This window comes from Mesorhizobium mediterraneum, assembly GCF_002284565.1.
GTDB lineage: Bacteria > Pseudomonadota > Alphaproteobacteria > Rhizobiales > Rhizobiaceae > Mesorhizobium > Mesorhizobium mediterraneum.
Genome location: NZ_NPKI01000011.1, coordinates 533,280 through 547,579 on the forward strand (window position 1 = coordinate 533,280; position 14,300 = coordinate 547,579).

A 14,300-nucleotide genomic window follows, 5' to 3' on the forward strand; every position below is an offset into this window, starting at 1 on the left:
GCGCGGACCGATAATCTTGTCCGGTGATGGTCATGACCCCAGCCTTTGCCCAACACCCGGAGCCGGAACAAAAAAGCCCGCTGCCGGGAGGAGGTGGCAGCGGGCTTGATTTCGAATACGGCACGGGAGGAGGGTGTGCCGCACTCAGCGTCGGCATCGCATCTGGGAGGAGTAGATGGCCGACACCTGCGAAACTACCGATTGCCCAATGATTCGGCAATAACGAAAGATGCATAGCAGATGTGCAGATTTGCTGTATCAACCAAATCTTAACTATGGGGCAGATTGAACGTCGCCCTTTGCGCGGCGTCACTGCACCGGGACGTTTTCCTTGAAGATCAGGCGCGGTTCGATGAACTTCCGCGTCAAATAGGGTGCCGAGGAAGCGATCGAGCCGAGCAGGCGAATGACCGACTGCTCGGCGATCAGCCGCGCGTTTTGGTCGATGACGACATCAAGCAGATCATCGACGAGATAGCCGCGTGTCGCCCTTGTCAGGTCGTGACAGATGAACACCGGCTTCCTTTGCGGCTTGGCTTCCAGCAGCGCTTTCGCCACGCCAGAGCGTCCAGCGCCGACGCAATAGATGCCGAGCAGCTCCGGCTCGTTGTGCAGCGCCTTCATCGTCGCCCTGTAGCTGATATCAGGCTCATCGTTGATCTCGACGGCACTGGTGACGGTCAGATTGGGGAACTCCTCGCTGAGCACGGACCGAAAGCCCATTTCGCGTTCCTCGTGCCCGCGGTAGGAGCGTGAGCCGACGACCATTGCCAGATGGCCCCGGCGCCCGCCCAGGAAACGTCCCATCAACAGCGCCGCGGTGCGGCCGGCCACACGGTTGTCGATGCCGACATAGGCCGATCGCGGTGCGCCCGGCACGTCCGACACCAGCGTGACCAGGCGGATGCCGGCCTCGACGATCTCGCGCAGGATGTTGCGCGTTCTCGGATGATCGATCGCGATGACGCCAACGCCGTTTGCCCTAAGCGAGAGGTTTTCGACGGCTGCCTGCAACGCGCTCGGCGAGATGCCGGCGAGCTTGTGGATCCGGCAGGAGGCGACGAGCGGCAGGCGCGCCGCATAATCCTCGATATGATTTGCCAGATCCATCATGAAGGCGTTGGAGCCGATCGGCAGGAAGAATTCCAGATGCGCCGGCCGCGAGGGCAGTGTGACCTGATCCACGACCGGCAAATAGCCGAGCTGCTTGGCCGCCTCCATCACCCGCTGCCGGTTGGCCGCGCTGGCACCCGGCCGGTTGTTCAGCACCCGGTCGACCGTGGCGGTCGACAACCCGCAGCTTCTGGCGATGTCCGCAACGGTGGCTTTCATGGTCGCAGTCATAGGAGCTGATGTGATCCCGTGCCAGAGATACGGCGAACCCGGCTTCCAACTGGCCCGCTCAGCCCTGCGATTGCTTCCCCTGGACGATGGCGTCGTGGATCTGCTCGTCGGACATGCCGGTGATGATCCGTTCGACTTCCGCGACGTTGGTGTTCTTCGGATCGATATCGTCGGCGACCACCTTGCCGCGCCGCATGACGACGATGCGGTCGACCACCTGGAAGACGTGGTGGATGTTATGGGCGATGAAGATGCAGGAATGGCCTGAATCGCGGGCGCTGCGCACGAAGCTCAGCACGCCTTGCGTCTCGGCGACGCCCAGATTGTTGGTCGGCTCGTCGAGGATGATGAGGTCGCTGTCGAAATGCATGGCGCGCGCGATCGCCACGGCCTGCCGCTCACCGCCGGAGAGCGAGCCGATCGGCGTCGTCGGCGGGATGTTCTTCGAGATGCCGACCTGCTTGAGCAGATCGCGGGCGACCACGTTCATCGCCTCCTGGTCCATGCGGTTGAGGAAACGCGGCGGCTTGATCGGCTCGCGCCCGAGAAACAGATTGCGCGCGATCGACAATTGCGTGACCAGCGCCGAGTCCTGGTAGATCGTCTCGATGCCGTGGGCGATGGCATCGCTGGTGCTGCGGAAGTCCACCTTCTTGCCGCGGATGAAGATGTCGCCGCTGGTCAGCGGAACCGCACCCGACAGCACCTTGATCAGCGTCGATTTGCCGGCACCATTGTCGCCGAGCAGACCGACGATCTCCCTTTCATTGACATGGAAATTGGCGTCGACGAGCGCCTGCACGCGCCCGTAGGACTTGCGGATGTTTTCCATGCGGACAAGCGGTTCAGCCATGGTTCAAGTCCCTGCCTGATGCCGGCGTTCCAGCCATGAATGGAGCGCCATCATGCCGAGGATGATCGCGCCGATGAAGATGTTGTAGGCAAGGCCCGGCACGCCGATCAGCACGATGCCGTTGCGCATGACGCGCAGGATCAGGATGCCGAGCACGGTGCCGATGATGGTGCCGCGTCCGCCGGTCAGCGCCGTGCCGCCGATCACCACCATGGCGATGACTTCGAGCTCGTAGCCGGTGCCGCTGTTGGGATTGGCGGCGGAGGTGCGCAATGAGCTGATGACGCCGGCAAGCGAAGCCATGATCGATGACAGGATGAACAGGCCGATCTTGACGCCGCTGACGTTGACACCACGAGCCTTCGCCGCGTTGGGATTTCCGCCGGCCGCCTGGATCCAGTTGCCGGTCCGGCTCTGCGTCAGCACGTAGCCGAGTGCGATTGCGGCCGCGATGAACCAGAACAGCGACATGTAGATGCGGAACGGTCCAATGAAGAAATCGCCGACCAGCGCCTCGGCGAGCCAGCTGCCTTCGGCGCTCCAGGTGCGTTGCGGAAATCCGTTGGTGACGAACAGGGCGGTGCCGCGCACCACCAGCAGCATGCCGAGCGTCACCAGGAAGGACGGGATCTTGAGCTGCGTCACGAACCAGCCATTGACCAGCCCAATGAAGGCGGCAACCAGCAAGGCCACGACGAAGCCGGCTTCCAGCGAGGTGAGGCCGCTGTTGAACAGGGTCCACATCAAGACGGGCGAGAAACCGAACAGCGATCCGACCGAGAGGTCGAATTCGCCCGATGTCATCAACAGCGTCATCGCCAGCGCGATCAGGCCGAGCTCGACCGTGAAGGCCAGTATGTTGCTGATGTTCTGCGGCGACAGGAAGTCGTGGTTGAACCCCCAGAACACGGCGAGCTCGACGACAAGCAGCACGAAGGGCCCAAATTCCGGCCTGGCGATCGAGCGTTGGATGATGGAACTATTTTCCACGTTGGACCCGCGACATGGTTGGAACTGGCCAAGCCTGGCGCCGCATAAAGCGGTTCGAGGTTCGGCGGAATGATGGGGATGACCGCGGCAGGCACCGCCGCGACCATCCCGATCGCGGTGTTATTTCCCGGACAGGATGTCGTCGTAGACCTGCGCAGTGTCCTTTTCGTAGAGCGCGCCGGTGATCACGTCGAACCCGGGCGGGATGCCGCTGGCGGCCATGTTGGCGAGCGAAAGTGCCACATAGCTGGTCGCCTGCGGATCCTGCCACTGCCCGGCATTCACGTAGCCGGTCAGTACCTCCTGGGTGGTATCGAGCGAGTTGCCCCAGCCGACGACCGGGATTTCGCCCGGCTTGATGCCGGCCTGGTCGAACACCCGCTTGATCGAGCCGGTCACCAGATCGCCGAGGCCGATGATCGCCTTGACCTTGGCCCTGTTGGCGGTGAGGTAGTCGACCATGCGGTTGATCGCTTCGGCCTGATCGAGCGTGGCTTCGGTGATCTCATAGGTGATGCCGAGCGGCTCGAAGACGCTCTTGATGCCTTCTTCTTCCTGGACGCCATAGGTGGCGCCCGGGATTTCGACCGGCATCCAGACGAAATCGCCCTTCTTCACCAGGCCCTTGTCGACCAGATACTGCGCCCAGTTCTTGCCGAAGGTGACGTTGTCGCCGCCGACATAGGCGTTGAAGTCCGCCTTCGGATCGGGCGTGTTGAAGTTGATGATCGGGATGTTTGCCGCCCGTGCTTCCTTGGCGAGCTCGATAAGGCTGCCCGGGTCGGGGCTGGTGGTGGTGATGCCGTCGGCCTTGGCGGCGATGGCCGCGCGAACCGCCTCCTGCTGGGATGCCACGTCGCCATTGTGGAACGAGGTATTGACGGTGTTGCCGGTGTCCGTCGCCCACTGCTTGGCGCCGGCTAGGAAATAGGTCCAGACCGGGTCGGCCGGGCCGCCATGCGAAATCCAGTAGAAGGTCTTGGCCTGCGCCGCCGCCGGAATGGCCAGCGCCACGATCAAGCCGAATACAAATAGTCGTAGCCTTGTCAGCATTTGATTTCCTCCCATTTTGAAAACTGCCTCCCTCCGACGACGATCACGGCAAACCTGATCGTATTCTTGCCAGCGCCGATCTGGATGCATCAGAGCATCCGCTTTTTCGGTCGATGGCAAGCCTCCATTTGCCAGTGGTAGTTGGCGCGCGACAATGCGCCATCACCCGTCCCATCAGATTGCATCAGTTTGGCTGATATTTTCCAGGCAGGCGGATCAGGCCGAGACTTCTCTCCGTCGCAGTCGGGGGCGGAACCTAGATAAGATCGGCCTTGGCGAGATCGCGCATCAGATGGCTGGCGCCATAGGTCCAGTGGGGACAGTCGGGCGACAGCCGCACCCGGTTGACCAGGGCGCCGAATTTCTCCGACGAGATGGTGACGATGTCGCCGACCTTGTGCGTAAAGCCCTTGCCCTTTTCGCCGCGATCCTTCGATGGCACGAACATGGTGCCGAGATAGAGCGCCAACCCGTCCGGGTATTGGTGATGCGGACCCATGGCGGCAGCGACCAGCTCTTCAGGCGAGCGGCTGATCTCGGCCATCGAGCTTGCACCTTCCAGCGAGAAACCGTCCTCGCCCTCGACCTTCAGGCGCACGGTGGCCTGCTTCACATCATCGATGGAAAAGCTATCGTCGAACAGCCGGATGAACGGACCAAGTGCTGCCGAGGCGTTGTTGTCCTTGGCCTTACCGAGCAACAGGGCCGAGCGCCCTTCGACGTCGCGCAGATTGACATCGTTGCCGAGCGTCGCGCCGACGATCCGGCCGCTGCTGGCGGCGATCATGGCGATCTCCGGCTCCGGATTGTTCCAGGTGGAAACCGGATGCAGGCCGACATCGGCACCGAAGCCGACCGAGGCCATCGGCTGGCATTTGGTGAAGATCTCGGCATCGGGGCCGATACCCACTTCCAGATATTGCGACCAGGCGCCGCGCTGGATGAGCTTGGCCTTGATCTCCATCGCCTCCGGCGAGCCTGGCTTGAGCTTCGACAGATCGTGACCGATCAGCCCGGCAATGTCGGCGCGAATGGCGTCGGCTTTTTCCGCCGAGCCGCGCGCCTGCTCCTCGATGACCCGTTCGAGCAGGCTGACGACGAAGGTGACACCCGACGCCTTGACCGCCTGCAGGTCGACCGGGGAAAGAAGGGATGGTTTTTCCGGATCGCGCGCGGCCTGGAAACTGTTGGCGGCGATTGCGTCGAGCGACCCGATCGGTTCGCCCCCGGCAGCGTGGACGTAGCCAGCCGGATCCGGCATCTCGCAGACGTCGCGCACGGTTGGTGCCATGCTCGACGTGATGTCGAAGACAGTGCCGTCGCGAACCGTGACCACCAGCGGATGGGACCTATCGCTTGTCCGGGCGCGGCCGATGAAGAGGCCCTCGTCGGGCAGGAGAGTGGTGTTCGTCATGGCTACGGTCCTCTGCTGTCTTGTTCTGCTGTGACGGTCGTCACTGTCGGACCAATGGTTCATCAAAAGCCTGGCCCGCGGCGGCGGCACTTTCAACAAATTCCCGCCAAAGGTCTATCCCGTTCCTCGCGGTCGAGCCATCCGCTGTATTTCGCATCGCCGGACGTCATCCATTTCAATCCGCTGATGCCGAGATCAAAACGCTCTTTCAAAATCATGAAATCGTCACTAGGATTTTCATTTGACGAAACCCATTTCAGGTGACCTTTGCCCGTGCCGTTTTCCGATCCGATCTGGCAGAAGCCGCCGGCGGCCCCTGCGTTCCAGTCGCTTTTTCCCGGCGGGCAACGTGTCGATGTCGTTATCGTCGGTGGCGGGATCCTCGGTCTGTCGACTGCCTTGCATGCAGCCCGGCTTGGGCTTGCCGTGCAGGTGCTGGAAGCCGGCGAGATCGGCCAGGGCGCATCGGGCCTGAATGGCGGCCAGGTGATCCCCGGCCTTAAATATGATCCGGAATGGCTGCTGGAGCATTTTGGCCCCGACCGCGGCGAGATCCTCGTCAATTTTGCCGCCTCGACGGCGGACGCCGTCTTCGAATTGATCCGCGACGAGAAACTGGCGGTGCCGTTCGTTCGCAACGGCTGGATCCAGGCAGCGCACACCGAGACGGCGCTGAAGGCGGCGGCGAACAGGGACCGCCAGTGGCAGGCCCGCGGCGCCGATGTCCGGCTTCTGAGCCGGACCGAGATCGCCGCGTTGACTGGCGCGCAGGGCTATCTCGGCGGCTGGCTCGACCGCCGCGCCGGCGTTATCGATCCGCTTGCCTACACGTCGGAGCTGGCACGGATCGCCTCGGCCGCAGGCGTGAAGATTGCCGAGCGCCAGAAGGTGATACGCCTCGACAAGAACGCCGGCCTGTGGCGCATCTCGACGGAAGGCGGCGCCGAATTGCAGGCGAAAGCGGTCATTCTGGCGACGAACGCATATACCAGCGATTTGCTCCCCGGTCTCGCCGAGACAATCGTTCCGCTGCACTCCTTCCAGATCGCGACAGCGCCGCTGCCGCCCGATGTGGCAGCCGGGATTCTGCCGGAGGGGCAAGCGGTTTCGGACTCGCGCCGCATCCTCGTTTATTACCGCAAGAGCGCCGACGGGCGGCTGGTGCTTGGCGGGCGCGGCCGGATGGCGCTGCCGACCAGCGAAGGTGACTGGGCGCATCTCGAGCGCGCGCTGCTCCGGCTCTATCCGGCGCTGTCCGGCGTCGCCATCGAAAAGCGCTGGTTTGGCCGGGTGGCGATGACGCCGGATCACCTCCCGCATATCCACGAGCCCGAGCAGGGCCGGCTGGCCGTGGTCGGCTGCCAGGGCCGTGGCGTCGGCCTGATGACCGCGCTTGGCGAGCGCATCGCTGGTTATCTGGCGAGCGGTGATGCCAGGCAATTGCCATTCCCGGTCTCTCCGATCCGGCCGATCCCGTTCCACGCCTTTCGGCAGATCGGCGTTGCCGCGACGATCGCTTGGTATCGTATGCTGGATGCATTCGAGCGCTGATTTCATGCCGGCGCAGGAAACAGCTTGACAGTTTCACGATTATGAAAAAATCTTAGGCGATTTCAAAATTTCGATGGGCAATCCGATGTCGACCATCGTTGCAACGCAGCCGCTGCCGGAATCCCGGTTTTCGCCGGGTTTCCGGTTGGCCATGCTGCTGCCGGGCGGACTGGTCACCTTCTTCCTGATCCTGTTTGCCCTCGGCCTCGTGCTTTTCCTCGCCTTTCGCGGCAATGACGGTTCGCTGCTGGGCGCCGGTTTCACTTTTGCGAATTTCACCACGGTGGCGTCCGACCCGCTGTACTGGACGGTGACGCTGCGCTCGCTGGCTATCGCCGGTCTGGTGACGCTGGCAACGGTCGTCACCGCCTATCCCGTCGCCTGCTATCTTGCCTTCCACGCCGGCCGGCGGCGCGGCCTGCTGTTGTTTCTGGTGACACTGCCGTTCTGGACCAGCTATCTCCTGCGCGTCTTCGCCTGGAAGATCGTGCTCGCCTACAATGGCGTGCTGAACTCGGCGCTCATCGAAAGCGGTATCTGGTCCGAGCCGACATTGGCGTTTCTCAACACACCGGCCGCCGTCGTCGTCACGCTGGCTCACGCCTACGCGCCATTCGCCATCCTGCCCATCTACGTGGCACTGGATACCATCCCCAAATCGCTGCTCGAAGCCGCCTCCGATCTCGGCGCCAGGCCGTTCACCAGCTTCCGCCGCGTCGTGCTGCCGAACTCGATGCCAGGGGTGCTGGCGGCGGCCCTCGTCGTCTTCGTGCCGACGGTTGGCGACTATGTCACCCCGGCGCTGGTCGGCGGCCCTGCCAGCACCATGATCGGCACGCTGATCCAGGCCCAGTTCGGCAAGGCCAATGACTGGCCGTTTGGCGCAGCACTCGCTGTCGCCGTCATGCTGGTCATCCTCGCCGTGGTGCTGGTCGTGCGTTTCGCCGACCGCAGGTTTGGCAGCCGGACATGAGCGCGGCGCGCATAGACGCAAAGAAAGGTGGGAGTTGGCTCGGCGCCTACGTGCTTGTCTATCTGGTATTCCTCTATTTGCCGGTATCGCTGATCCCGCTTTTCTCCTTCAATGCTTCGATCCAGGCGGCGTTTCCGCTGCAAGGCTTCACGTTTGAATGGTACGCGACGCTGTTCGGCAATTCGGCGCTGTCCGGCGCTCTTGCCAACAGCCTCGTCATCGGCGCGATTGCCGCCACCGGCGCGACGCTTTGCGGCATCACCGTGTCCTATATGGACCTCTACGGCCGCTCGCCGCTTGCCCTCACGATCAGCGCCATCGCGCGGCTGCCGATCCTGATCCCCGGCGTCATCGTCGGTATCTCGCTGCTGATCCTGGTCAATCTCATCGGCTTCGGTCCGTCGCGCATCGCCATCGTCCTCGGCCACATATTGGTGGCGCTGCCGACGACGGTGGTGATCATGAAAAGCCGCTTCGCCGCTATCCCGAATACGATCCGCGAGGCCGCGCTCGATCTCGGCGCTTCCGACTGGACGACATTCAGGCGGGTCATGCTGCCGCTCAGCCTGCCCGCCATTGTGTCGGCGTTCATGCTGGCCTTCCTGACCTCCTTCGACGAGTTCATCGTCGCCTTCTTCCTGGCCGGCACCGAGCCGACGCTGCCGCTTTATATCTGGAGCCAGCTCCGATTCCCGAAGTCGCTGCCGACCGTCATGGCGCTGGGCACTGCCATCCTGGCCGTGTCCTTCGTCATCGCGGCAATTGCCGAAATCCTGCGCCATCGCGGGCTTGCCGCCGCTCAGCGGCCGGTGCCCGCCGACCTGTCCAAACCAGAAGAAACCGAAAGAGGAGAACTGCAATGGCATTCGACCTGAAATCGATAAATCGCAAGACAGTCCAAGCCGGATTGGCCGCCTTCGCGCTGGCGCTTTCGTCGACCGTCGCGTTTGCGGCCGACAAGCTGCAATATTTCACCTGGTCGGGCTACGAACTGCCCGACTTCAACAAGAGCTTCCTCGTCGCACACCCCGATGGCGTAGAAGCCTCGATGTTCGGCGACGACGATGATGCCTTCACCAAGGTCAAGGCCGGTTTCCGCCCTGATGTCGCGCATCCCTGCTACGACAAGGTGGCGCGCTGGAACAAGGAAGGCCTGCTGCAGCCGATCGACACCAAGCGCATCAAGAACTGGGATTCGATTTTCCCGGTCTTCAGGAACCTGCCCGACCTGCAGGCCGGCGACGGCAAGGTCTGGATGGTGCCGTGGGACTGGGGCAACACCTCGATCCTCTACCGCACCGATCTCGTGAAGAACCCGGAACCGAGCTGGAACTTGCTGTGGGACAAGCAATATGCCGGGCGCATGGCGACGATCGACGCCGTCCACGACACGCCCGTGGTGGCGGCCCTTCTCGCCGGCGTCAATCCATTCGACATGACGCCGGAACAGATGCACAAGGTGGCTGAAAAGCTGCGCGAACAGCGCCCGCTGCTCTCGAACTACACCACCGACATGACCTCCGTCGAACAGGCACTGGCCAGCGGCCAGCTGGTCGCCGCCATGACCTGGAATGCGTCAGCCACCTCGCTCAAGAAGCAGGGCGTTCCGGTCGAGTTCATGAAGCCGAAGGAAGGAATGCTGACCTGGTCGTGCGGCTTCGTCATGCTCAAGGATGCCAAGAACGTCGATCTCGCCTATGACTTCATCAACAGTCGGCTGGAGACAGATTCGGGAAAATACCTGATCCAGGCTTATGGCTACGGCAGTTCGACCAGCTCGGCCTTCGCCGCGGTGCCGAAGGAAGAACTGGAGAAACTGCAGCTGCCGTCCGATCCGGAAGTGATGCTGAAGACCACCGTCTTCACCGGGCCGATGAAACAGAATGACGAACTCGCCAAGATGTTTGAGAAGGTCAAGGCAGGCGGCTGAGTCTGGCCTTCCCTTCTCCCCTTGTGGGAGAAGGTGGATTGGCGCGCAGCGCCAAAACGGTTGAGGGGTGTTGGACGGAGTGCCGTCGGTGCCAAGCTGGAACACCCCTCATCCGACCGAGCTTCGCTCGGCCACCTTCTCCCACAGGGGGAGAAGGGAAAGCCGCCGTGCCGAAAACGAGGTCGGGAAACAGATGGACATACGAAACGAAACCGCTGAAAAGCCGAAGGACGACGCCGATGTGCGGGTCGGCCGGCGCGTGCGGGCGCTCAGGCTGGGACGCAATCTTTCGCTGGCCGAGCTTGCCGCCAAGGCCGGCGTTTCGATCGGTGCGCTCAGCCAGATCGAGCGCGGCCTGTCCTCGCTTCGCGTCAAGGTGATCTGGCCGCTTGCCGCCGCGCTCGACATCGAGCCGTCGGCGCTGATCGCCGACGGCAACGATGCCGGCAACGACCTCTATTGCGTGCGCGCAAACAGCCGTCGGCAAATCCCGGTGAAATCGGAAGGCATTGCCAAGGCGCTGCTGTCGCCGCCGGCCGCCACGCTCACCGGCATGCTGGTGACGGTGGAAGCCGGCGGCGGCACCGCCGAGGCCTATGCGCACGCCGGCCACGAATTCGGGTTCGTCATGTCGGGCGAGGTCGAGCTTGTGGTCGATTCCACCACCTATGGGCTGAAGGCCGGCGACAGCTTCGCCTTCAAGAGCACCTTGCTGCATGCCTTCCGCAATCCGGGCGTCGAGCGCTGCCAGATTCTCTGGGTCAACACGACCAAGCCGTCCGAGGTTCGCGATGGCGCCTGATCCTCTCGTCCGGCTGGATGCGGTGTCGAAGATGTTCCCCGGCGGCATCGTCGGTCTCGACACCATCGATCTCGACATTGCCCGCGGCGAGTTCCTGACGTTGCTCGGACCCTCCGGCTGCGGCAAGACCACCAGCCTGCGGGTGATCGCTGGTTTCGAAAGCCCGTCAAGCGGGCGGGTGCTGCTCGAAGGCCGTGACATCACGGCACTCAGGCCGTTTGACCGGCCGGTCAACACCGTGTTCCAGGACTATGCGCTGTTTCCGCACATGGACGTCGCCGAAAATGTCGGCTTCGGCCTGTCGCTGCGCAAGCTTTCCGGGGCAGAACAGGCAAAGCGCGTCGGCGAAGCGCTCGACATGGTTGGCCTTGCCGAAAAGCTCGGCGCCCGCGTGTCCGAATTGTCGGGCGGCCAGCGCCAGCGCGTCGCGCTTGCCCGTGCCATCGTCTGCGAACCGCGTGTGCTGTTGCTCGACGAGCCGCTATCGGCGCTCGACGCGCATCTGCGCGAACAGATGCAGGTCGAGCTGAAGCGGCTGCAGTCGCGGCTTGGCACCACTTTCGTCATGGTCACCCACGACCAGACCGAGGCGCTGTCGATCTCCGACCGCATCGTCGTCATGAACAAGGGCCGTATCGAGCAGATCGCACCGCCGGCAGCGCTCTACGACCGGCCCGCCACCAAATTCGTCGCCAGTTTCATCGGCACGATGAACCTGCTGCAGTCGCGTTTTGTCGGCCGTGACGGCGATCGGTTGCATTTCAACGCCGGCGCCTTGCCGCTGGAAGCCACGTCGGAAACCGGCGAAGCACCGGGTGAAGGCGCGGTGCGAACCATCGGCGTGCGTCCGGAGGATCTTTTGGCAGCAACCGAAGCGGCGACCGGCACCGCGCCGGCGCGGGTGAGCAGCATCGTCTTTCACGGCCGCACCTTGCGCCTGCACGCCGAATTGGGGCAGGGGATACCGGTGGTGATCGACGCGCCACGCCGGGCGGAAGGTTTTCAATTCAGCGTCGGCGACGTGGCGCATATCAGCCTGCGCCGTGGCGCTAACTGCCCTATGCTACCCAGCTAATCTGTTCCCTATCTTTTCCAGAAAACCGGAGCATTGCCTGATGAGCAATCATCTGAACTTCTTTATCGACGGAAAATGGGTCGCGCCCGTGGTGCCGGCAACGCTGGATGTGATCGACCCGTCCACTGAAGAGGCCTACACGAAAATCTCCGTCGGCTCGAAGGCCGATGTGGATCGCGCCGTGGCTGCGGCCAAGGCGGCCTTTCCGGCCTTTTCCCAAACCAGCAAGGCCGAGCGTCTGAAGCTGCTGAAGCGCATCCTCGAGGTCTACAACGAGCGCTACGAGGATATCGCGCAAGCTGTCTCCCAGGAGATGGGCGCGCCGATCACCTGGGCGCGCGAGGCGCAGGCCTGGGCAGGCAGGGCGCATATGGAATCCACCATCAAAGCGCTGGAGGATTACGAATTCAGCGAAAAACGCGGCGGCACCATGGTGGTCAAGGAACCGATCGGCGTCTGTGCGCTGATCACGCCGTGGAACTGGCCGCTCAACCAGATCGTCTGCAAGGTGGCGCCGGCGATCGCCGCCGGCTGCACGGTCGTGCTGAAGCCTTCCGAGATCGCGCCGATCAGCGGCATCATCTTTTCGGAAGTGATGGAAGCGGCAGGCACGCCGAAGGGGGTCTACAACATGGTCAACGGCACCGGTCCCGACGTCGGGCAGGTCATGGCCGGCCATCCCGATGTCGACATGGTTTCCTTCACCGGTTCGACCCGGGCCGGCATTATCGTCGCCAAGACGGCGGCCGAGACGGTCAAGCGCGTCGCCCAGGAGCTCGGCGGCAAGTCGGCCAACATCGTGCTTCCCGACGCCGACTTCGAGGCGGCCGTGCGCAAGGGCGTCAACGCCTGTTTCGGCAACAGCGGCCAGTCCTGCGACGCGCCGACGCGCATGCTGGTGCCGGCAGCCCGCCACGACGAGGCGCTGACGATCGCCAAGAAGGCGGCCGAAGCGCACAAGGTCGGCGATCCGCGCTCAGAAGAGACCAAGCTCGGGCCGGTGGTCAGCAACATCCAGTTCGACAAGATCCAGCGGCTGATCGAGGCCGGCATCGCCGAGGGTGCTACGCTGGTCACCGGCGGCCCCGGCCGGCCGGAGCACCTCAACCGCGGCTACTATGTCAGGCCGACCGTTTTCGGCCACGTCACACCAGGCATGACCATCGAGAAGGAGGAGATTTTTGGGCCGGTGCTTTCGGTCATCTCCTATGATGACGACGACGACGCGGTGAAGATCGCCAACGACACCGTCTATGGCCTCGCCGCCTATGTGCAGTCCGGGGATATCGACCACGCGCGAAAAGTCGCCGGCCGCCTGCGCGCCGGACAGGTCTCGATCAACTATCCGGAGTGGGACACGTTCGCGCCCTTCGGCGGCTACAAGCAATCCGGCAACGGCCGCGAATATGCCGACTGGGCGATCCATGATTTCCTCGAGATCAAGGGCATCATCGGCTACGGCGCCTAGCGCATGACCCGAACAGCGCCGCGCGTTTAAGAAGGACGCGCGGCGCTGTAGCGTGGCCAATCCAAACTATTCGGCGGCTTCGCGGACAGGGATCAGGCGCCGCTCGACCTGTTGGAGATGCAGGCGCATCGCCGCGGCCGCGCCGCCAAGGTCGCGTTCGGCGATCGCCTCGACGATCCGTTCATGGTCGGCAAAGCTGTGATGGTCCGCCGGAGGACGGGCGCCATCTGAACGAAGACGTCCCCAGACCACGGTTCGGCGCACCGCGTTCAGGACGTCGAACAGGCCGAGCAGCACATTGTTGCGGCTCGCCTGCGCAATCTGCCGGTGGAGCAGATTGTCGATGTTCTCATATTGCCGCCATGTGACGGCTTCCCGCGTCTGCACCAGCGATTGCCGCATCGCTGCGATATCCGAAAGCGTGGCGTGCAGCGCCGCTTCGCGCGCAATCTCGGGCTCAATGATGAGACGCGCGCGCATCACGTCGGCCGGATTCGTGCGCCCGGCGATTTCCGAAATCCCAATCGTCTCCTCGACCGGTCCACTGCCGACGAAGGTGCCCCTGCCGACGTGACGCCAGATGCGGCCGTCTTTCTCGAGCACCGCCAGCGCCTTGCGCAGATCGCCGCGCGATACGCCGAGGCTCTCGGACAGTTCCCGCTCGGCAGGCAGCCGAGTCTCGCCGGCATGGTCCATCTGGGCAAGATAGGCCTGAAGCTGAACCAGGGCGGCGTGGCCGCCATTACCGGGATCGTCCATCAATTTAACCAATTCGCATAAGATTTCCCTTTGTTGGTGTTAAAACGATTAGCGCAAACCGTCAACTACCGAGTTTTCTGGGCGAACG

Annotated in this window: 14 protein-coding genes; 7 read left to right on the top strand and 7 right to left on the bottom strand. The window is 63.2% G+C overall.

Annotation, left to right across the window (positions count from 1 at the left end; genetic code table 11):
• Positions 1-309 precede the first annotated feature (309 nt).
• From CIT25_RS07600 to CIT25_RS38080, 6 genes are all read right to left on the bottom strand, one after another.
• Positions 310-1,332: a LacI family DNA-binding transcriptional regulator gene (locus tag CIT25_RS07600; protein ID WP_095484020.1), complete on the bottom strand. Its 1,023-nt coding sequence runs from the start codon at positions 1,330-1,332 to the stop codon at positions 310-312.
• Positions 1,333-1,402: 70 nt separating this feature from the next.
• On the bottom strand, positions 1,403-2,197 hold the full coding sequence (locus CIT25_RS07605) for an ATP-binding cassette domain-containing protein (protein WP_095483917.1): 795 nt from the start codon (positions 2,195-2,197) through the stop codon (positions 1,403-1,405).
• 3 nt (positions 2,198-2,200) lie between these two features.
• Complete coding sequence (locus tag CIT25_RS07610; RefSeq protein WP_095483918.1) at positions 2,201-3,187, bottom strand: ABC transporter permease; 987 nt, start codon at positions 3,185-3,187, stop codon at positions 2,201-2,203.
• A 120-nt stretch (positions 3,188-3,307) separates the two neighbouring features.
• Positions 3,308-4,240 carry a substrate-binding domain-containing protein gene (locus CIT25_RS07615; RefSeq protein ID WP_095483919.1) on the bottom strand — a complete coding sequence of 311 codons (933 nt, stop codon included), beginning with the start codon at positions 4,238-4,240 and terminating at the stop codon, positions 3,308-3,310.
• A 256-nt stretch (positions 4,241-4,496) separates the two neighbouring features.
• Positions 4,497-5,654, bottom strand: a complete 1,158-nt coding sequence (locus CIT25_RS07620) for a fumarylacetoacetate hydrolase family protein (RefSeq protein ID WP_095483920.1) — start codon at positions 5,652-5,654, stop codon at positions 4,497-4,499.
• 92 nt (positions 5,655-5,746) lie between these two features.
• The gene (locus CIT25_RS38080; RefSeq protein ID WP_280953350.1) at positions 5,747-5,872 is read right to left on the bottom strand and encodes a hypothetical protein; all 126 of its coding nucleotides are present in this window, start codon (positions 5,870-5,872) and stop codon (positions 5,747-5,749) included.
• A gap of 49 nt (positions 5,873-5,921) precedes the next feature.
• Here CIT25_RS38080 and CIT25_RS07625 point away from each other — a divergent pair, with 49 nt between their 5' ends.
• The 7 genes from CIT25_RS07625 to CIT25_RS07655 all read left to right on the top strand — a co-directional run bounded on the left by CIT25_RS07625 (position 5,922) and on the right by CIT25_RS07655 (position 13,453).
• Positions 5,922-7,205 (top strand): NAD(P)/FAD-dependent oxidoreductase, encoded by a 1,284-nt coding sequence (locus CIT25_RS07625; RefSeq protein WP_095483921.1) that lies wholly within the window; start codon positions 5,922-5,924, stop codon positions 7,203-7,205.
• An 85-nt stretch (positions 7,206-7,290) separates the two neighbouring features.
• Entirely contained in the window at positions 7,291-8,178 is an 888-nt protein-coding gene (locus CIT25_RS07630) for an ABC transporter permease (protein WP_095484021.1), read from the top strand.
• Positions 8,175-9,053: an ABC transporter permease gene (locus tag CIT25_RS07635; protein WP_095483922.1), complete on the top strand. Its 879-nt coding sequence runs from the start codon at positions 8,175-8,177 to the stop codon at positions 9,051-9,053. Before CIT25_RS07630 ends, CIT25_RS07635 begins: the two co-directional genes overlap by 4 nt.
• Complete coding sequence (locus tag CIT25_RS07640; RefSeq protein WP_095483923.1) at positions 9,038-10,108, top strand: ABC transporter substrate-binding protein; 1,071 nt, start codon at positions 9,038-9,040, stop codon at positions 10,106-10,108. Before CIT25_RS07635 ends, CIT25_RS07640 begins: the two co-directional genes overlap by 16 nt.
• Before the next feature lie 193 nt (positions 10,109-10,301).
• Positions 10,302-10,910, top strand: coding sequence for a cupin domain-containing protein (locus CIT25_RS07645; protein ID WP_095483924.1), 609 nt, complete (start codon positions 10,302-10,304; stop codon positions 10,908-10,910).
• Positions 10,900-11,985, top strand: a complete 1,086-nt coding sequence (locus CIT25_RS07650) for an ABC transporter ATP-binding protein (RefSeq protein WP_095483925.1) — start codon at positions 10,900-10,902, stop codon at positions 11,983-11,985. The genes CIT25_RS07645 and CIT25_RS07650 overlap by 11 nt, the downstream gene beginning before the upstream one ends.
• Positions 11,986-12,025: 40 nt before the next feature.
• Positions 12,026-13,453: an aldehyde dehydrogenase family protein gene (locus tag CIT25_RS07655; protein WP_095483926.1), complete on the top strand. Its 1,428-nt coding sequence runs from the start codon at positions 12,026-12,028 to the stop codon at positions 13,451-13,453.
• A gap of 66 nt (positions 13,454-13,519) precedes the next feature.
• Here the strand turns inward: CIT25_RS07655 and CIT25_RS07660 are convergent, their stop codons facing one another.
• A complete protein-coding gene (locus CIT25_RS07660; RefSeq protein WP_095483927.1) occupies positions 13,520-14,212 on the bottom strand; it encodes a FadR/GntR family transcriptional regulator in 693 nt (230 codons plus the stop codon).
• Positions 14,213-14,300: the final 88 nt, after the last annotated feature.